The sequence below is a fragment of the Janthinobacterium sp. HH102 genome, from assembly GCF_001758625.2.
GTDB lineage: Bacteria > Pseudomonadota > Gammaproteobacteria > Burkholderiales > Burkholderiaceae_D > Janthinobacterium.
Map to the genome: position 1 here is coordinate 3,313,615 of NZ_CP062062.1, position 18,375 is coordinate 3,331,989.

Annotated in this window: 16 protein-coding genes; 13 read left to right on the plus strand and 3 right to left on the minus strand. The window is 65.5% G+C overall.

The features are described from left to right. Positions 1-33 precede the first annotated feature (33 nt). The 3 genes from JAB4_RS15000 to JAB4_RS15010 are packed head-to-tail and all read left to right on the plus strand — an operon-like array spanning position 34 to position 4,898. Entirely contained in the window at positions 34-2,310 is a 2,277-nt protein-coding gene (locus JAB4_RS15000; protein ID WP_139143619.1) for a trehalose-6-phosphate synthase, read from the plus strand. Then, entirely contained in the window at positions 2,310-3,074 is a 765-nt protein-coding gene (gene otsB / locus JAB4_RS15005) for a trehalose-phosphatase (protein ID WP_070218624.1), read from the plus strand. The genes JAB4_RS15000 and otsB overlap by 1 nt, the downstream gene beginning before the upstream one ends. A gap of 3 nt (positions 3,075-3,077) precedes the next feature. Further along, positions 3,078-4,898, plus strand: a complete 1,821-nt coding sequence (locus tag JAB4_RS15010) for a glycoside hydrolase family 15 protein (protein ID WP_070218625.1) — start codon at positions 3,078-3,080, stop codon at positions 4,896-4,898. Between the two features lie 175 nt (positions 4,899-5,073). On the opposite strand, the gene JAB4_RS15015 is transcribed toward JAB4_RS15010, so the two are convergent. Further along, the gene (locus JAB4_RS15015; protein ID WP_070218626.1) at positions 5,074-6,006 is read right to left on the minus strand and encodes a LysR family transcriptional regulator; all 933 of its coding nucleotides are present in this window, start codon (positions 6,004-6,006) and stop codon (positions 5,074-5,076) included. A gap of 116 nt (positions 6,007-6,122) precedes the next feature. On the opposite strand from JAB4_RS15015, the gene mdcA reads away from it, so the two are divergent. From mdcA to mdcH, 9 genes are read left to right on the plus strand one after another with little or no spacing between them, the layout of a single operon-like run. After that, positions 6,123-7,799 carry a malonate decarboxylase subunit alpha gene (gene mdcA, locus JAB4_RS15020; RefSeq protein WP_227741962.1) on the plus strand — a complete coding sequence of 559 codons (1,677 nt, stop codon included), beginning with the start codon at positions 6,123-6,125 and terminating at the stop codon, positions 7,797-7,799. Positions 7,800-7,819: 20 nt separating this feature from the next. Then, entirely contained in the window at positions 7,820-8,686 is an 867-nt protein-coding gene (locus tag JAB4_RS15025) for a triphosphoribosyl-dephospho-CoA synthase (RefSeq protein ID WP_227742176.1), read from the plus strand. After that, positions 8,673-8,981, plus strand: coding sequence for a malonate decarboxylase subunit delta (locus JAB4_RS15030; RefSeq protein ID WP_070218628.1), 309 nt, complete (start codon positions 8,673-8,675; stop codon positions 8,979-8,981). The genes JAB4_RS15025 and JAB4_RS15030 overlap by 14 nt, the downstream gene beginning before the upstream one ends. Continuing rightward, positions 8,978-9,832 carry a biotin-independent malonate decarboxylase subunit beta gene (locus tag JAB4_RS15035; protein WP_070218629.1) on the plus strand — a complete coding sequence of 285 codons (855 nt, stop codon included), beginning with the start codon at positions 8,978-8,980 and terminating at the stop codon, positions 9,830-9,832. Before JAB4_RS15030 ends, JAB4_RS15035 begins: the two co-directional genes overlap by 4 nt. Next, positions 9,829-10,641 carry a biotin-independent malonate decarboxylase subunit gamma gene (mdcE, locus tag JAB4_RS15040; RefSeq protein ID WP_070218630.1) on the plus strand — a complete coding sequence of 271 codons (813 nt, stop codon included), beginning with the start codon at positions 9,829-9,831 and terminating at the stop codon, positions 10,639-10,641. The genes JAB4_RS15035 and mdcE overlap by 4 nt, the downstream gene beginning before the upstream one ends. A gap of 54 nt (positions 10,642-10,695) precedes the next feature. After that, positions 10,696-11,115 carry a malonate transporter subunit MadL gene (gene madL / locus JAB4_RS15045; RefSeq protein WP_070218631.1) on the plus strand — a complete coding sequence of 140 codons (420 nt, stop codon included), beginning with the start codon at positions 10,696-10,698 and terminating at the stop codon, positions 11,113-11,115. Next, entirely contained in the window at positions 11,108-11,872 is a 765-nt protein-coding gene (gene madM, locus JAB4_RS15050; protein WP_070218632.1) for a malonate transporter subunit MadM, read from the plus strand. The genes madL and madM overlap by 8 nt, the downstream gene beginning before the upstream one ends. Beyond that, on the plus strand, positions 11,872-12,480 hold the full coding sequence (locus JAB4_RS15055) for a malonate decarboxylase holo-ACP synthase (protein ID WP_070300528.1): 609 nt from the start codon (positions 11,872-11,874) through the stop codon (positions 12,478-12,480). Before madM ends, JAB4_RS15055 begins: the two co-directional genes overlap by 1 nt. Further along, a complete protein-coding gene (gene mdcH, locus JAB4_RS15060; protein ID WP_070218849.1) occupies positions 12,477-13,415 on the plus strand; it encodes a malonate decarboxylase subunit epsilon in 939 nt (312 codons plus the stop codon). The genes JAB4_RS15055 and mdcH overlap by 4 nt, the downstream gene beginning before the upstream one ends. Here mdcH and JAB4_RS15065 read toward each other — a convergent pair. Then, entirely contained in the window at positions 13,412-15,715 is a 2,304-nt protein-coding gene (locus JAB4_RS15065) for a TonB-dependent receptor (RefSeq protein WP_227741963.1), read from the minus strand. The two genes, mdcH and JAB4_RS15065, sit on opposite strands and share 4 nt — an antisense overlap. A 336-nt stretch (positions 15,716-16,051) precedes the next feature. After that, positions 16,052-17,299, minus strand: a complete 1,248-nt coding sequence (locus JAB4_RS15070; RefSeq protein WP_070218850.1) for a PepSY-associated TM helix domain-containing protein — start codon at positions 17,297-17,299, stop codon at positions 16,052-16,054. Between the two features lie 238 nt (positions 17,300-17,537). Here JAB4_RS15070 and JAB4_RS15075 point away from each other — a divergent pair, with 238 nt between their 5' ends. Continuing rightward, the gene (locus JAB4_RS15075; protein ID WP_070218635.1) at positions 17,538-18,368 is read left to right on the plus strand and encodes an alpha/beta hydrolase; all 831 of its coding nucleotides are present in this window, start codon (positions 17,538-17,540) and stop codon (positions 18,366-18,368) included. Positions 18,369-18,375: the final 7 nt, after the last annotated feature.

The window sequence follows — 18,375 nt, forward strand, 5'->3', positions numbered from 1 at the left end:
CAAAGGAAACCGATGATAGTACGATCACTCCGCATGTCCTTGCGCTTCATCCTGCCGCTTGCCCTCGTGCTGGGACTGTTTGCTTATATCGTGGTACCCCTGTTGGACAATATTACCCTGCGCTGGTATGTGCGCGACCTCGACAGCCGGGCTGAATTGCTCGCTGGAACCCTCCGCCCCTCGCTCACCGAATACCTGCCCGCGCAGGATGCCACCCGCATCAGCGAACTGTTCCAGGGCGCCACGCGCGACGAACGCCTGATCGCCATCGGCTTTTGCGACAACGGGGGCCACTTGCTGTACCAGTCCGCGCAATACCCAACTTCCATCGGCTGCTGGAGCACGCCATCGACGGGCGGCCTGTACAAATCCCTGGCGCAATTGCCGCAAGGGCAAGTCCACCTCAGCGAAACCCCCGTCATGCAGGACGCTTCCCAGCTGGGCCGCCTGGTACTGGTGCAGGACATGAGCTTTGTCGAACGCCGCAATACCGATACCAAGCGTTTTATTTTTGCCTTCCTGGCCGTGCTGGCCGTGCTCATTTCCCTGATGACCGTGTTCGTCGCCCACCTGAGCTGGCGCGGCTGGCTGTCGGCCGTGAAGGATATCTTGCGGGGCGAATTGCTGCCGAAAAGCAATGGCGCAGTGGCCGCCGCCACGGCGCCCGCCGCCGCGCCCGCGCCGCCGCCGGAAATGCAGCCGCTGATCGGCGACTTGCGCGAATTGCTGCAGGAATACCATTTGGAACGCCAGGGCGATAACGGCTGGTCGTCCGACTGGACGCCGGACAAGCTGCGCGCCTTGCTGGAAGCGGACTTGCAGGGCGACCAGGTGCTCGTCGTGTCGAACCGCGAACCGTATATCCACACGAAAGCCGATGACGGCAGCGGCGATATCCGCGTGCAGCGCCCGGCCAGCGGCCTGGTGACGGCCGTGGAAGCCGTGATGCGCGCGTGCTCCGGCACATGGATCGCGCATGGCGCCGGTTCCGCCGACCGCGAGACGGTCGACAAGCTCGACCACGTGCCCGTGCCGCCCGATAATCCCAGCTATACCTTGCGCCGCGTGTGGCTGACGGAAGAGGAAGAGCAGGGCTACTATTATGGTTTCGCCAATGAGGGCATGTGGCCGCTGTGCCATATCGCCCACGTGCGTCCCGTGTTCCGCTCGTCCGACTGGGAGCAGTACGTCAAAGTCAACCGCCGCTTCGCCGATGCCGTGATCGCCGAGGCGAAGACGGACAACCCCGTCGTGCTGGTGCAGGATTATCACTTCGCCTTGCTGCCGCGCATGGTGCGCGAAGCCTTGCCGAAGGCGACGATTATTACTTTCTGGCATATCCCCTGGCCGAACTCCGAATCGTTCGGCATTTGCCCATGGCGCGAGGAAATCCTCGATGGCTTGCTGGGCAGCACGATCCTGGGTTTCCATACGCCATTCCACCGCAAGAATTTCCTCGAAACGGTGGACCGCTATCTGGAAACCCGCATCGAGCCGGAAGCGTCGACCATTTCGTATGGCGGCGAGATGACGCAGGTCGAGGATTACCCGATCTCGATCGCCTGGCCCGAGGATGATCCGGCGCAGCCCGACGTGGCCGCGTGCCGCGCACAGATCCGTGCCGAGCTGGGCGTGGCGCCTGACCACTTGCTGGGCATCGGCGTGGACCGCCTTGACTATACGAAAGGCATCGTCGAGCGCTTCCAGGCCGTCGAGCGCATGCTGGAGCAGCAGCCCGGCATGGTGGGCAATTTTACGTTCGTGCAGATCGCCGCCCCCAGCCGCGCGTCGCTTGACGAATATCAAAGCTTTGACGCCAGGGTGCGCAAGATGGTCGAGCGCATCAACCGCCGCTTCGGCAGCGGCGACTATGTGCCCATCCTGCTGAAAGCGGAACACCATGGCCAGGACGATCTGCAGCGCTATTTCCGCGCCTCGGAAGTGTGCATGGTGACGAGCTTGCATGACGGCATGAATCTGGTGGCCAAGGAATTCATCGCCGCGCGCGACGACGAACTGGGCGTGCTGGTGCTGTCGCAATTCACGGGCGCCGCGCGCGAGCTGCATGAAGCGCTGATCATCAATCCGTATCATATCGAGCAGGGCGCCGACGCCCTGTACCGCGCCCTCGTGATGCCGCCCGTGGAACAGCGCGAGCGCATGAAAAGCATGCGGGCGAGAGTCAAACATTTCAACGTCTACCGCTGGGCCGGGCGCATGCTGCTGGACGCGGCCCGCTTGCGCCAGCGCGACAAGGTCATGACCAAGATCGACGCCCACAGCCGCATCAAGCGGCGCAAGGGGATGTGATGGCCGATATCCCTGACGATAGCGCAGCCCTGTTGCAGCTGCTGAGTGCGCCCGGAACAGCCGTCTTCCTCGACTTCGACGGCACCCTGGTCGACCTGGCGCCCACGCCCGACGGCGTGCGCGTGGCGCCCGGCGTCATCGAAGCGCTGGCGCTGCTGGCCGAGCGTCATGGCGGCGCGCTGGCCCTCATTTCCGGCCGTCCCATCGCGCAGATCGACGCCATGCTGGCGCCCCTGGTCTTGCCTGTTGCCGGCGTGCACGGCGTGGAGCGGCGCGGCGCCGATGGCCAGTTGCACGTGGCCGCCACGCCCGACGTGGCGCCCGTGCTGGCGCGCGCGCAATCGCTGGCGGCGATTCACCCCGGCTTGCTGGTGGAACGGAAGCGGGGCGCCGTGGCCCTGCATTATCGGCTGGCGCCCCACCTCGAGCAATTGTGCTTGCAAGAAATGACGGCCGCCGTGCAAGCGTGCCCGGGGGTATTGCTGTTGCATGGCAAAATGGTCCTGGAAGCCAAGCCGGCCGCCACCGACAAGGGCGGCGCCATCGCCGCCTTCATGCAGGAAAGCCCATTCGCCGGCCGCCGGCCTGTGTTCGCGGGCGACGACACCACCGACGAGGCAGGCTTTGCCTTTGTACAACAAGCAGGCGGGCAGGGCGTCAAAGTGGGCAGCGGCCCCAGCGCCGCCACCTTGCGCCTGGCCAGCCCCGGCGCCTTGCGCACTGCGCTGCTGGCCGCTGCCGTATCCCCGACATCGAAGGAGTAGCCCATGACGACATCCCTTGACACCCGCGCCAGCCAACCGTCCGCGCAAGCATCGCTGAACTGCGGCGTGGTGGGCAATTGCGCCTTCAACGCCCTGATCGACCAGGCGGGGCAGGTCGTCTGGTCCTGCCTGCCCCGTTTCGACGGCGATCCCGTCTTCAACCGCTTGCTGGACGACACGGAAAACGGCAGCGTGTGGGCCATCGACATCGAGGACTTTGCGCGCAGCGAGCAATTCTACGAGCCAAACACGGCCGTGCTGCGCACGCGCCTGTACGACACGCAGGGGCGCGGCGTGGAAATCACGGATTTCGCGCCCCGTTTCCTCAGCCGCGACCGCATGTTCCGCCCGCTGATGCTGATCCGCCGCGTGCGCCCGCTCGACCACGCCGTGCGCATCCGCGTACGGCTGCGCCCCCGCTACGACTGGGGCCGGCTGGCGCCGCAGATCACGCAGGGCAGCCACCACATCCGCTACGTGGGACCGGAACAGACTTTGCGCCTGAACACCGATGTGTCGCTGAACTATGTGCTGAGCGAAACGTATTTCGTGCTGGGCGGCACGGCCAACTTCCTGCTGGGCCCCGATGAAACGCTGGCCGGCGGCATCGACGAGACGGCGCGCATCTTCGAAAAGGAAACCATCAACTATTGGCGCACCTACACGCGCCGCCTGGCCGTGCCGCTGGAATGGCAGGACGTGGTCATCCGCGCCGCCATCACCTTGAAACTGTCTTTATATGAAGACACGGGCGCCATCATCGCCGCCATGACCACCAGCATCCCCGAAGCGCCGGGCAGCAGCCGCAACTGGGATTACCGCTATTGCTGGCTGCGCGATGCCTTCTTTGTCGTGCGCGCATTGAACAGCCTGTCGGAAGTGGGCACGATGGAAGAGTATTTGCGCTGGCTGACGAATATCGTCGCCCGCTCGAAAGGCGGCCACATCCAGCCCATGTACGGCATCGGCCTGGAAGAGCAGTTGCCCGAATCGATACTTGACCATTTGCCCGGCTACAGGGGCAACGGCCCCGTGCGCGTGGGCAACCAGGCGCAGGAACACTTCCAGCACGACGTCTACGGCAACATTGTATTAGGGGCGGCGCAGGCCTTCCTCGACCACCGATTGTTCCACCGGGCCGGCAAGGCCGAGTTTGCCGCGCTGGAAGCCGTGGGCGACCAGGCCTTCCGATTGCACGCGGAGCCGGACGCGGGCATGTGGGAGCTGCGCACGCGCGCCAGGGTCCACACTTCATCCATGCTGATGAGCTGGGCCGCCTGCGACCGCCTGGCCAAGGTCGCGCATAAACTGGGCTTGCCGGACCGCGCTGACCACTGGAACAGCCGCGCCGTGCTGATCCGCGAGAGATTACTGCGCGAAGCGTGGAGCGAGGAGCGCCAGGCGTTTGCCGAAAGCCTGGGCGGGCGCGACCTCGACGCTTCCGTCCTGCTGATGGCGGAAGTCAACTTCATCGACCCCATGGACCCGCGTTTCATCGCTACAGTCGACGCGCTCGAAGCATCGCTGTGCGACGGCCCCTACATGCGCCGCTACGAAGCGCCCGACGACTTCGGCAAGCCCGAAACGGCCTTCAACATCTGCACCTTCTGGCGCATCGATGCCCTGGCGCGCATCGGCAGGAAAGACGAGGCGCGCAAGATCTTCGAAACCATGCTGCTGGCGCGCAACCACCTGGGCCTGTTGTCGGAAGACACGCACCCCGTGACGGGAGAGATGTGGGGGAACTTTCCGCAGACGTATTCGATGGTGGGGCTGATCAACTGTGCCGTGCGGTTGTCGGCGCCTTGGGATAGTGCTATTTAAGTGCGGGCCTGGATCGCGGACCTGAGAGTTGTCCATGGCTGCGTTGCTTGGGCTTGCCGTACATTCGTACTGTCTGCGCCCGCGCGCCTTGCCCTGGCCATTTTTCAGGCCCGCTGGGCCCGAGGTGCCCGGGCTGGAGACTCGGGCCTTGGGTTGTTTTGCCATTGTTTAGATATTAAGTCTGAGTTTTGGGTAAAGCAGGCTCCCTGCGCCCATACAACCTGCACTCCGCCGCCAGCGCCAGCAAATTGGGATCACGCTCGCGGCTGCTCTGCATCAGCAGGGTAATCTGCTGATGCGAGCCGTAGCGCGCGTCCAGGGGCAGCAGTTCGATGCGCGAGCTGAAGGCGCGCACGCGGCCGGGCAGCAGGCTGTAGCCGATGCCGCCGCTCACTAAGTTGATCAGGGAGAAGATGTCGCCCACGCGCATGGCCGTGTCGGGCACGAATCCTGCCAGCTCAAACGCGTGGTTGAAGCTTTGCGAAGTGACGAAACCTTCGCTGAGCGTGACGAATTTGTCGTTGCGCAACTGTTGCAAGTCCACCGAGGCCGTTCCCGCATAGGGCGAGGCCAGCGGCGCGGCCAGGAAGATGTCGTCCTGGAACAGGGGCACGGCCACCAGGCCCGCATGCTGTTCGTCTTCCTGCACGCCGATGATGATGGCGTCCAGGCGGCCGTCGGCCAGGCTTTGCAGCAGGTCGCGGTTCGAACCCAGGGTCAGGTCGATGTCCAGGCCCGGCCGGCGCAGTTTCAGCGCGATCACCAGCTGCGGGATGCAGTGCAGGGTCAATGAATACAGCGAACCGATCTTCAGGCGCACGGGGTTGATGCCCGACATTTCGCGCACCTTGCGCACGCCTTCCTCGCATTCGGCCAGCGCGCGCCGCGCCGATTCGGCAAAGGTGTAGGCCGCATGCAGCGGGATCAGGCTGCGGCCCTCGCGCTTGAACAGGGGGCAGCGCAAGCCGTCTTCCAGCGAGTGCAGGGCGCGGTGCACGCTGACCGTGCTCTGGCCCAGCGCATCGGCCACCCGCGCCAGGTTGTTCAATTCCATGAAGCTGAGAAAAACTTCCAGCTTTTTCAAGGTAATTTCTTCGTTGATGGCCATGGCTACCCTTTTTAACGGCAGTTCATTAACTTCAGAGTAATGAACATGCTAGCAGATTGATTGTCGCGCTGGCGCTTTCGTTCTATCGTCTGGATTCGATAGCTCATTCCGGAGGCATGATGTCAACCGCCACAGCAGCGCCAGCGCAGCGGCAAAAACAATGGGACACGCGGCGCACCGAGAAGCGCCGCCGCCTGGAAGCCGTGCGCCAATACGCGAACGGCCCCGTGCTGCAACAGGGCGACATGGTCGCCGTGCTCGAAGCGCTGCTTGCGCCGGGCGACCGCGTCGTCCTCGAAGGCAATAACCAGAAGCAGGCCGATTTCCTCGCCCGGATGTTGACACAGGTCAACCCCGACAGGATCCACCATCTGCACCTGATCATGCCCAGCGTCAGCCTGCCCGAGCACTTGGACCTGTTCGAACGCGGTATCGCCCGCAAGCTGGACTTTTCCTTCGCCGGCACGCAAAGCCTGCGCATCGCCCAGTTCCTGCAGGACGGTTTGCTGGAAGTGGGCGCCATCCATACGTATATCGAGCTGTATGCGCGCCTGTTCGTCGACCTCACGCCCAACGTTGTCATGGTGGCCGGCTACATGGCCGACCGCCAGGGCAATCTGTACACGGGCCCCAGCACGGAGGACACGCCCACCCTGGTCGAATCGGCCGCCTTCCGCGACGGCATCGTCATCGCCCAGGTGAACCAGATCGTGGACGACGTTAGCGACTTGCCCCGGGTTGACGTGCCCGGCTCGTGGATCGATTTCGTCGTGCAGTCCGACAAGCCGTTCTTCATCGAGCCGCTGTTCACCCGCGATCCGCGCGTGATCAAGCCCGTGCACGTGCTGATGGCCATGATGGCGATCCGCGGCGTGTATGAAAAACACCAGGTGCAGTCGCTCAATCACGGCATCGGCTTCAATACGGCCGCCATCGAGCTGATTTTGCCCACGTATGGCGAGCAGCTGGGCTTGAAGGGCAAGATTTGCCGCAACTGGGTGCTCAACCCGCATCCTACCCTGATCCCCGCCATCGAAACGGGCTGGGTCGAGAGCGTGCACTGCTTCGGCGCGGAACTGGGCATGGAAGGCTATGCGGCCGCGCGGCCCGACGTGTTTTTCACGGGCCGCGACGGCTCGATGCGCTCGAATCGCGCCCTGTGCCAGCTGGCGGGCCAGTACGCGGTCGACCTGTTCATCGGTGCCACCCTGCAGATGGATGGCCTGGGCAATTCCTCGACCGTCACCAACGGCCGCCTGGCCGGCTTCGGCGGTGCGCCCAATATGGGCCACGACCCGCACGGCAGGCGTCATCCGACGCCGGCCTGGCTGGACCTGATCGAGACGGACGACCCGCTGGCGCGCGGCAAGAAGCTGGTGGTGCAGATGGTCGAAACGTTCCAGGACGGCGGCCAGCCGACCATCGTCGAATCGCTCGACGCCGTGGCCGTGGGCCAGGCCAGCGGCATGCCGCTGGCGCCCGTGATGATCTATGGCGACGACGTCACCCACGTGCTGACGGAAGAGGGTATCGCCTACCTGTACAAGGCCCGTTCGCTCGATGAACGCAAGGCCATGCTGGCGGCGGTCGCCGGCGTGACGCCCATCGGCCTGCGCCACGACCCGAAGACCACGGCGAAATTGCGCGCCGACGGCCTGATCGCGCTGCCCGAGGATATCGGCGTGCAGCGCGGCGCGGCGAACCGCTCGCTGCTGGCCGCGAAAAGCATCGCCGACCTGGTCGAGTGGTCGGACGGCCTGTATCAACCCCCCGCCAAATTCAGGAGCTGGTAATGACCGCAATGATGACGACGATGACAATGACGCCGGTGCGGGAACGCGCCGCCGCGCTGGGGCGGCAGGTGCTGCAGGCGCTGCTCGACGAAGTGACCCTGACGCCGAAACCGGGCCTGGTCGATTTGCGCAGCCGGGGCGCCCACGCGGACTTGAACTGGGCCCTGATGTGCCATTCGGCCTGCGTGCTGGAACCCGTGTTTTCCGCCATGGCCCAAGCGGCTTGGGAAAGCGACGATGACGATGGCCTGCGCCAGCGCATCGGCGCCCTCGGCCGCGAAGGCGAAGCGCTGATGCTGGCGGCCACGGGCGGCGTGAACACGCACCGGGGCGCCATCTGGGCGCTGGGCCTGCTGTCGACGGCGGCGGCGCAGCAGGGCGCGCGCGGCGCGTCGCTGGCGCCGCACGCCGTGGCGGCGCGGGCCGGCGCGCTGGCCCGGTTGCACGATCGTGGCGCGCCTGTCGTCACCGGCAACAAGGGCGAGCTGGCATGCCGCCAGTACCAGGTGGACGGGGCGCGGGGCCAGGCCCGCGCCGGCTTTCCCCTCGTGACGGGTGCCGGACTGGCGCAGCTGCGCGCCTCGCGGGCGCGCGGCGACAACGAGACGACAGCGCGCCTGAATGCCTTGCTGGCGATTATCAGCCAGCTGGACGACACCTGCGTGCTGTCGCGCGGGGGCGAGGCGGCCTTGCTGGACCTGCAGGCGGGAGCGGCGCGGGTGCTGGCGGCCGGCGGCGCGGCTACCAATGCCGGAACGCAGGCGCTGCTGGCGCTGGAAGCGGCGGCGCTGGCGCGCGGCGTGTCGCCGGGCGGCGCGGCCGATCTGCTGGCGGCGACCCTGTTCCTGGACAGATTACAAGAAGGAGAAGCGCATGGAGACGCGTGACTATACATTCCCCGCCGGGCAGCCGGCGTCGGGGCGCGCGCTGGCCGGCGTCGTCGGTTCGGGCGACCTGGAAGTGCTGCTGCAGCCCGCCGACGATGGCGTGACCCGCATCGTCGTCAACACGTCCGTCGACGGCAAGGGCGCCGTCTGGGATGCGCTCTTGCTGCGCGTGTTCGGCGGCGAGCCGCTGCCGGCGTCGACCATCGTCATCAACGACTGCGGCGCCACGCCGGGCGTCGTGCGCATGCGCATCGAGCAAGCCTACGAAGAGTTGCAAGCGGGGAGGGCGGCATGAGCACATTGAAGGAATTGCTGGAGCGCGACAGCTTCATCGAACGGGGGGGGCGCAGCCGGGCACACGCCTTGCTGGATGCGGGCAGCATGCGCGAACTGCTCGACCCGTTCTGCGGCATCGCTTCGCCGTGGCTGCCGCGGCAGGGCGTCACGGCCCAGGCGGACGACGGCGTGGTGGTGGCCAAGGGCCTGTTCGACGGCCAGCCGGCCGTGGTGCTGGCCATCGAAGGCGCCTACCAGGGCGGCAGCATGGGCGAGGTGGGCGGCGCGAAGATTGCCGGCGCGCTGGAACTGGCGGCGCGCGACAACCGCCAGGGCGTACCGACGCGCGCCGTGATCCTGTTCGAGACGGGCGGCGTGCGCCTGCAGGAAGCCAACCTGGGCCTGGCGGCGATTGCCGACATCCATGCCGCCATCGTCGACCTGCGCCGCTACCAGCCCGTCATCGGCATCACGGCCGGCACGGTGGGCTGCTACGGCGGCATGTCGATCGCGGCGGGCTTGTGCAGCTATTTAGTAGTGACGCGTGAAGCGCGACTGGGTCTCAATGGCCCCGCCGTGATCGAGCAGGAGGCGGGCGTGGACGAATTCGACTCGCGCAGCAAGCCATTTATATGGAGCCTGACGGGCGGCGAACAGCGTTTTAAGAGCGGCCTGGCCGACGCCTATGTGGAAGACGATACGGCGCAGATGCGCGCCATGGTGGCCGAGCTGTTCGCGCGCGGCGTGCCGGCCCGGCACCGCAGCGACCAGGCGGAAAGCTACCTGGCGCGCCTGGCCGATGTCGACGCGGCCGTGCAAGCCACGCCGGAAGCCGTGCGTTTGATCTACAGCAAAGGAGCCGCAGCATGAACGCCATCACCGACACGAGCCGCGGCGCCGTCTGGCTGGCGGCCCTGACGCACAACGCTGCGCCCCTGCCTGATTATCCACCGTCCGTGCGCGTGGTCGATGCGCCGCTGGCCGGCGCACCGGCGAGCTATCTGGCCGTGCTGCCCGACCCGGACAACCGTTTTACGCGCGCCCGCACGGGTGAAATCGGCCTGGTCGAGGCGTGGCAGCTGGCGCGCGCCGTGCAGCAGGTGGTTGTTGAAGACCGCGACCTGGCCGTCAAGCGGCCGTTTGTTGCCGTCATCGACGTGGCCAGCCAGGCGTATGGCCGGCGCGAAGAGGCGTACGGCATCCACCAGGCGCTGGCCGGCGCGGCGGGGGCTTACGCCGAGGCGCGCCTGGCCGGCCATCCCGTCATCGGCCTGATCGTCGGCAAGGCCATGTCGGGCGCGTTCCTGGCGCACGGCTACCAGGCCAACCGCCTGATCGCGCTCGACGATCCGCAAGTGATGGTGCATGCGATGGGCAAGGCCTCGGCCGCGCGCATCACCTTGCGCACGGTGGCAGCGCTCGAAGCGCTGGCCGCGACGATTCCACCGATGGCTTATGACGTCAAGAATTACGCGACCCTGGGCCTGCTGTGGCAAACCTTGCAGGTGGCGCAGCCCGACCATCCTTCGGCGCAGGACACGGCTGCCGTCGACGCCTGCCTGCAGGCGGCGCTGGCCGACATCCGCGCCGATCCGGAAAGGGACCTTTCCAGCCGCCTGGGCGCGCCGCATCGCCAGGCGTCGGCAAAAGTCAGGGAGGTGCTACGGCAGCAGTGGTAAGTGAAATAACAGAGAAGACACCAAGTCATTCCTATTCCAATAACGGAGACAATCATGATCATTTACGGAACCGCACTGCTGGCCCTGTGCCATTTGCTCGGCATCTTCCTGGGCGACCTGCTCGGGCAGCTGATGGGCGTCAAGACCAACGTGGGCGGCGTGGGCATCGCCATGCTGCTGCTGATCTGCGCCCGGCTCTACATGCAGCGCCGATCCTGGCTGCCGCAGATGACGGAGCGGGGCGTCGAATACTGGGGCGCCATGTATATTCCCGTGGTGGTGGCGATGGCGGCCCAGCAGGATGTGGTGGCGGCCCTGCGCGGCGGCCCAGTGGCCGTCCTCGCCGCCATCGGTTCCGTGCTCGTTTGCGGCGCCGTGATCTCGCTGATGAACCGGATGGAAACCGCGCGCATGGAAAACCCGGCCGCCGCCGAAGCGGAGTCGATGTTGGTCAAGGAGCACCGTCATGCTTGAACTCTTTGAAAAAGCGGCCATCCACAATGGCCTGGTGACGGCCTTCGCCTTTGTCGGCCTGATCATGCTGGTATCGATGGCGCTGTCGAAATACCTGACCTTCGGCCGCGTGCATGGCTCGGCCATTGCGATCGTGATCGGCCTGGGGCTCGCTTACTGGGGCGGCGTGCATAGCGGCGGCCACAAGGGCCTGGCCGATCTGTCGCTGTTCGGCGGCATCGGCCTGATGGGCGGCGCCATGCTGCGCGACTTCGCCATCGTCGCCACCGCCTTCGAGGTGCAGGCGACCGAGGCGCGCAAGGCGGGCCTGATCGGCCTCGTGGCCCTGGTGCTGGGCGTGGTGCTGCCGTTTCTCGTCGGCGCCGGCGTGGCTTACGCGTTTGGCTATTCGGACGCCGTCAGCATGACCACCATCGGCGCCGGCGCCGTCACGTACATCGTCGGCCCCGTCACGGGCGCGGCCATCGGCGCCAGCTCGGACGTCATGGCCCTGAGCATCGCGGCCGGCCTCATCAAGGCCATCCTCGTGATGGTGGGCACGCCCGTCGCGGCGCGCTTCCTGCGCCTGAAGACGCCCCGTTCGGCGATGGTCTTCGGCGGCCTGGCCGGCACCGTCAGCGGCGTATCGGCGGGACTGGCCGCCACCGACCGCAAACTGGTGCCGTATGGCGCGCTGGTGGCCACGTTTCATACGGGCCTGGGTTGTTTGCTGGGGCCTTCGCTGCTGTTCTTCGCCGTCAAGGCGGTGGTGGCCTGATGGAAGCCTGGCGCGCGCATGATTTATTGTGGGTATCCGGCTTGCCGGACGGCGCATCCATGCCTGCCTGGGCCGATGCCGCGTGGCTGGCCGCCGCACCTCTGGTGGTGCGGCGCGCCAACTGCGCGCCCGGGCGCATTCCCGTGGGCGTGCGCGGCCTGCTGCGCAGCGAGCGGCAGGCGTGCGAAGTGGAAGCGGCCGCCGTCGTGCGCCGCGTGACGCCTGAAACGGTGGCGAGGATGCCGCTGCCTGATTTTTCCTGCGCCGCGCTGGACGCATTGCGGCAGGTCGCGCCCCTGCTCGACGCCACGGGCTGGGCCTGGGGGCCGACGGGCGGCGTGGGATTTGCCCTGGCCAGCGGCTTGCCCGTGCTGCGGGCCGACAGCGACCTTGATCTTGTGCTGCGCCTTGCCGCGCCGCCGGACGCCGCGCAAGCCGAGGCCCTGCGCGCCATCGCGGAGACTGTCACGGCATGCCGGCTGGACCTGCAGATCGACACGGGCCATGGCGGCTTTGCGTATGCCGAGTGGGCGGCGGGGCGGGGCCGGGTCCTGCTGAAAACGGACCAGGGCCCCGTGCTGACTGCCACGCCATGGGAGCCGGCATGAGCGTGCTGTTTACCTTTCCCGGCCAGGGCGCCCAGTCTCCGGGCATGCTGCACGCGCTGCCCGGCGACGCGGCGGTGGCCGATACCCTGGCCGAGGCGGCTGAAGTGCTGGGCCACGATCCCTTGACGCTGGACACGGCTTGCGCGCTGGCGTCGACGCGGGCCGTGCAACTGTGCTTGCTGATCGCGGGCGTGGCCATGGCGCGCTCCCTGGCCGCGCGCGGCGCGCTGCCCGACATGGTGGCCGGCTTTTCCATCGGCGAGTATGCGGCCGCCGTCGTCGCCGGCGCGCTCGATTACGGCGATGCCGTGCGCCTGGTGGCGCGGCGCGGACAGTTGATGGAGCAGGCGTATCCCACCGGTTACGGCATGGCGGCCATCATCGGCCTGGATCCGGCGCAACTCGAACCCTTGCTGGCCCGGGTGCATGGCGCCGCCACGCCCGTGTATATCGCCAACCTGAATGCGCCGCGCCAGATCGCCATTGCCGGCAGCGAGCCTGCCTTGGAGGCCGTGATGGCGCAGGCCCTCGCGCACGGCGCCGGCAAGGCCAAGCGCCTGGCCGTCAGCGTGCCGTCGCATTGTCCGCTGCTGGAAGGCGCCGCCGCCGAAATGGCCGCCGCCTTCGAGGGCGTGTTTGTCCGCCGCCCATCGCTCGTCTACCTGAGCAGCAGTGCGGCGCGCGCGCTGTTCGACCCGGCGCGCATCCGCGACAGTCTGGCCGCCAACATGGCGCAGCGCGTGCAATGGGCCGTTACCGCGCGCCTGGCGTGGGAACGGGGCGCCCGGCTGGCACTGGAAATGCCGCCGGGCAGCGTGCTGACGCGCCTGACGGCGCCCGACTTCACGGATGGCGTGGCCGTCTGCTGCGAGGGCAACCGGGGCGACAGCCTGCTGGCGCTGGTACAGCGGGAGCGCAACGGCGCCGCGCCTTAAAGTTTGGCGCTCAGGCCAACTTGGAAGCCACGGCCCGGCAAGGGCGCGATGTATTTCAGCGGGGAGTTGTGCGGTCTGGCATCGACATCGAGCAGGTTGCTGCCGCTGATGAACACCTCGACGCTGGCAAACGGCGAATCCGGCACCTGCAGTGCGCGGCTTACCTGGAAGTTCACCATGGTGTAGCCGTCGAGCGGCACTTCCTCGCTGACGCTCTTGCCCAGGTACTTCTGCTTGTCGTAGCGGGTGCCTGACAACCGCGTCTTCCAGCCCCGGTTTTCCCACTGCAGATTGGCGCCGTAGCGGCTGGTGGGCATGTTGGGCAGGTAGGCGCCGTCATTGTGCGCGCGCAGCTTGTCAGGATTGTCCGCCTTGTTCTTGACCAGGTCGGCAAATGCGGAGAGGTTCAGCTTGCCGTAGGCGCCGAGTTGAACGGTCTGTGAGGCATCGATCTCGAATCCCTTGACCGTCGTATCGGTCTGCTTCCAGTATTTTAATGGCAGGCGATTGGCCATCTGGGCGCCCGAATGGCCAAGGTAGAGATAGTTCTCGTATTTCATGACGTAGCCCGTCGCGGACAGCTGGAAGCCGCGATTGGCAAACAAACCGGTCAGTTCCGTATTCCTCGCGCGCTCGGCCTTCAAGTTCTGGTTGCCTTCTTCCTGGGTCATGATCGAATAGTGGCGGTTGCTCGCATACAACTCATTGACGTCGGGCGCTCTTTCCGACGCCGAGTAGCGCAGCTTTGCGCCGAACAGCTGGCCAAGCCTGGTTGAAGCGCCCAGGCTATAGCTGTTCAGGCTGAACGACTTGTCGTCGAGTGTGGAGTTGCTTGCATTCCTCGACGTCTTGAATCCGCTCTTGCGGATGTCGTGCGCCACGTTTTCATGGCGAAAGCCCGCATCGAAGGTGGCCCAGTCGAATTCCAGGTTTTGCTTGACGAACAGGGCGCGGCTGAGCGTGCTTGCGTCGGGCAGGTACAGCTGCGTCCCGCTGCCGGCGATATCCCTGGCCTTGTAGCTGAGGCCAAGCAAGCCGCTCAAGGGACCGGCGCGCCGCTGCGCCAGCAGGAGCTCGGCTTGATTCGTGTCAAACCGGTAGTCATTCGCCTTGGCGGCACCGAGGCGCTCTCCCGACGCATTGTTCAAGCGGGACACGCGCAGTTGTGCGCTTTCAATGTAAGCGACGGGGTCGCGCAGATGCGCTTCCAGCGCATATTTATCCTGCTTGATGATCACGCCGACGGGCAGCCCCTCGTCATAGTTCGCTCCGAACGACTTGTTTTCCATGGAAAAGCCCGGCACGCCATATTCGCTTTCCTTGGAATCGAGGCTGACGGCCACGTAGCCGCGATCGAAAAAGTAAGTGCTGCCGACGCCAAAGTGGCTGTTACTGGCGTCGCTGTTGCCCAGGGTGCCGTGGTAATCGGGCGTCACGTCCTTGTTGATCTTGTTCTGGGTCATCGACGGCGTGCCCGGCACGTAAGCGGGGTTGGCCGGATTGACGTAGGTCTTGCGCTGCCAGACGGAGGTCGGCTGATTGGTATAGAAGGAAAAATCGCCGTCCGCCCAGTCCGGATTTTCCTTCATGAACTGGTCGATAAACGGCTGCGACGCCTTGTTATAGACTTGCTGTATCCGCGCTTCTTTCTGGCAACTGTCGGCCAGAAACGTATTCACGCCGCCCTTCGCGGGGAATAGCTGGCTGTTGCACACGCCGGCCTTGCTGTTGCCGGGAATATCGTAATGGCCGATGTTCTGGAATGACAGCTGCAGATTCGTCGAAAAGCGCTGCCCGTCGTTGAAGTTTGCGCGTAAGCCTTGCGAGTTCGCATCATTGAAGCCCTTGCGCAGCACCAGTTCCACATCCTTCCGCGTGCTCTCCATCTTGCGGGAAACGAGGCCGGAATCGACGTCGACGCTGCCGCCGATCGCATTGCCGCCGAAACGCACGCTATCGGACGATTTGTTGACGGTGACGCTGCGCGCAAACAGGGGATCGAACGGGATGTTGATGTCGCCGCTGAGCGCATTCATGCCGAGGATGGACTGGCCGTCTTCGAGGATCTGCACGCGGCTGCCGCTCAGGCTGCGGATCACCGGTGCGCCCGCATTCGGCCCGAAGGCGCTGCTTTGCACGCCCGAGACATGCTCGAGCATGCCGCCCAGCGTCCTGTTCTGGGCTTGCGTATTCTCGACCAGAACGACGCTGTCGATGTTTGAAGGCTTGTCTGCCCGGACCTTGATGGTTTGCAGGGTGACGTCGTCCGCCGCATAAGCGAGCGGGGCAGTGGACAGCATGGCAGCTGCGAATACGTGATGGCGCATGGGACTCTCTAAAAAGGCGGAATGGGGGCTGGCGCGGGATGCAGGAGCAGCGCGATGGTATAGATGCAATAGAGTTGCAATAATAGCCGGTACGCCATGCTAATGCAAGTAAACTGCATTTGAGGTTTGCGATGGCTGTCGCACGGCTAGCGCGCAGCGCAGACGGCCGGCATGTGCCGGCGACTGTGGTGCAAAGTGCGGAGGTGCGAGGGGCTTTGCGCGTTGCACATGATCGTGCCGGTGGCAATGCGTGCGGCGCAGGCTGAGTCACTCCGCCTGCGCCCTATGGGGCGCTACTTGAGGTGAGTGTCAGCGGCTTTTCGCCTGCAGCCGGCGCGCGCGGCGCTTTCTTTCCCAGATGACGATGCCCGTCACGGACAGCATGGCGACCATCAGCCCCATGCAGGACATCAAAATACGCCCCGGCAAGCCGAGGATGCGGCCCGAGTGGAGGGGGAATTGCAGTTGCACGAAGACGTCGGCGGCCGTGCCTTCCCATGGCTTGTGCTGGCCGATGATGCTGCCGTCCATGCCGTCGACGTACAGGTTCGACAAGCCCATGCCGGCCGTGCCGAATTCATCGGCCGGGTCGAAGAATGAGACGTTGTAGAACGAATAATTGCCGCCATAATAAATGCCGCCGATGGGCGCCGTGATGCCGCGCTGCACGGCTTGCTTTTTCGCAATGTCCACCGCCTGCTCGAAGCCGATGGCGGGCGTGATGTAACTGCCGTACGGCGCCGGCGTCTGCGTTTCATACGGTCCCGGCGTGGTGGTGGAGACCAGCGACATGACGGGGTAAAACACTTCGCGGTACAGGTTCAGCGAGAACGACGTGAACGCGACGACGATGATGACGGCCCACACCCACAGGCCGCCCGCGCGGTGCAGATCGAAATTGAGCTTGTAGCCGCCGGCCGCCCAGCGCACCACCCACGACGGTTTCCAGCGTTGCCACCAGCTGGCGGCGTCGCGGTGGCGCGGCGCCTCGTCCGGGGCGCGCTGGCGCAAACGGCGCGGCGTGGTCAGATACAACGCCACCATGCTGTCGAGCAGCCAGATGAGGGCCACGCTCCCCATCAGCCAGTAGCCCCAGCGGTCCGTGCCCCAGAACGCGGGCACGTGCAGGCTGTAATGCAGGTGGCGCAAGAACGGCATCAGGCTGCGGCGCGACAGGGAAATGGCCGTCGAATCGCGCGTGCCCGTGATCTGCGCCGTGACGGGGTCGATGTAAACGGTGTTGTAGCCGAGCACGAACGGTTTACCCGTGGCCGTATCGGTCAGCGGGCGCACCATGAAGGCGGCCGCATGGCCTTCTTCCAGGCCCAGGGTCATGTAATTGACTTCCACGCGCGGATCGGCGGCCGCCACCTTGTGCGCCAGCGCGAACGGCGCCTGCAGGGGGCCGCGGCCTGGCGTGTCCATGATGTCGGCATTGAGCCATTCATCGAGTTCATGGTCCCACGAGGTGACGGCGCCCGTGAGTCCCGCAACGATGAGGAAGAGGGCGATGGTGAGACCGGCCCAGCGGTGTATGACAGTCCAGAAAGCGCGCATGCGGTACAAACCTTCAACATGAAACCGGCTTGTTGCCGCCAGCAGGCGCCAGAACGGCGCACAGGAAAACGCCAGGCACACGCCCGGTAGTTTGATAATGGGAATCGTTCTCATTATCCGCCGTGACGTGGCGTTTGTCCAGCGCCAATGGTGTTGCCCAAGGTCAAATCGCGCATGTTAAGATGCTAGCAATAAATTAATTTACATTCCACATGGAAATATTGAAGGCTGAAGCGGCATGCGTATAGAAGATCGGAACAATGTCCGCGTAAGCGAACGCAGCGGTGCGCCGCAGGCGGGCGTGGCAGCCACCATGGTATTCATGCACGGTTTTGGCTGCGACCAGACCATGTGGCGCTACCTGGAGCCGCTGTTTCGCCCCCGCTACCGCACGGTGCTGTTCGACCTGGTCGGCAGCGGCGCTTCGGACCTGGGCGCCTATGATTTCGATCGCTATGCGCGGCTCGACGCGCATGGCGCCGATTTGCGCCAGATCATCCATGCCGTCGGCGGCGGCCCCGTCATTTGCGTGGGCCATTCCGTCAGCGCCATGAGCGCCTTGCTGGCCAGCATCGCCGAGCCGGAGCTGTTCGCCGCGCAAGTCATGCTGGCGCCGTCGCCGTGCTATGTCGACGATGCGGCGGCCGGCTATCGGGGCGGCTTCAGCCGTGCCGATATCGACGACTTGCTCGATGCCATGGACAGCAATTACCTGGGCTGGTCCGCCGGCATGGCGCCGGCCATCATGGGCGCACCCGGCCAGCCGGCGCTGGGCGAGGACCTGGCAAGCAGCTTTTGCCGCACCGATCCCGCCATCGCCCGGCATTTCGCGCAAGCCACGTTTTTGTCCGATCACCGCGCCATCTTGCCGCACAACCGCACGCCGGCCCTGATCGTGCAATGCAGCGACGATTTCATCGCGCCGCCGCCCGTGGGCGTGTACTTGCGCGACATGCTGCCGCACAGCAGCCTGCACGTGGTCGAGAATATAGGCCATTGCCCGCACATGAGCGTGCCCGATGCCAGCTACCGCGCCATCCGCCACTTTCTCGATGGCCTGCACCTGTAATGCGGGA

Coding starts and splice junctions, on each gene's coding strand:
- JAB4_RS15025 (WP_227742176.1), top strand. CDS start 7,820: ATGACAATGACGCCGGTGCGGGAACGCGCCGCCGCGCTGGGGCGGCAG.
- JAB4_RS15075 (WP_070218635.1), top strand. CDS start 17,538: ATGCGTATAGAAGATCGGAACAATGTCCGCGTAAGCGAACGCAGCGGT.
- JAB4_RS15010 (WP_070218625.1), top strand. CDS start 3,078: ATGACGACATCCCTTGACACCCGCGCCAGCCAACCGTCCGCGCAAGCA.
- JAB4_RS15000 (WP_139143619.1), top strand. CDS start 34: ATGTCCTTGCGCTTCATCCTGCCGCTTGCCCTCGTGCTGGGACTGTTT.
- JAB4_RS15055 (WP_070300528.1), top strand. CDS start 11,872: ATGGAAGCCTGGCGCGCGCATGATTTATTGTGGGTATCCGGCTTGCCG.
- madL (WP_070218631.1), top strand. CDS start 10,696: ATGATCATTTACGGAACCGCACTGCTGGCCCTGTGCCATTTGCTCGGC.
- JAB4_RS15070 (WP_070218850.1), bottom strand. CDS start 17,299: ATGCGCGCTTTCTGGACTGTCATACACCGCTGGGCCGGTCTCACCATC.
- JAB4_RS15030 (WP_070218628.1), top strand. CDS start 8,673: ATGGAGACGCGTGACTATACATTCCCCGCCGGGCAGCCGGCGTCGGGG.
- JAB4_RS15065 (WP_227741963.1), bottom strand. CDS start 15,715: ATGCTGTCCACTGCCCCGCTCGCTTATGCGGCGGACGACGTCACCCTG.
- mdcH (WP_070218849.1), top strand. CDS start 12,477: ATGAGCGTGCTGTTTACCTTTCCCGGCCAGGGCGCCCAGTCTCCGGGC.
- otsB (WP_070218624.1), top strand. CDS start 2,310: ATGGCCGATATCCCTGACGATAGCGCAGCCCTGTTGCAGCTGCTGAGT.
- JAB4_RS15035 (WP_070218629.1), top strand. CDS start 8,978: ATGAGCACATTGAAGGAATTGCTGGAGCGCGACAGCTTCATCGAACGG.
- JAB4_RS15015 (WP_070218626.1), bottom strand. CDS start 6,006: ATGGCCATCAACGAAGAAATTACCTTGAAAAAGCTGGAAGTTTTTCTC.
- madM (WP_070218632.1), top strand. CDS start 11,108: ATGCTTGAACTCTTTGAAAAAGCGGCCATCCACAATGGCCTGGTGACG.
- mdcE (WP_070218630.1), top strand. CDS start 9,829: ATGAACGCCATCACCGACACGAGCCGCGGCGCCGTCTGGCTGGCGGCC.
- mdcA (WP_227741962.1), top strand. CDS start 6,123: ATGATGTCAACCGCCACAGCAGCGCCAGCGCAGCGGCAAAAACAATGG.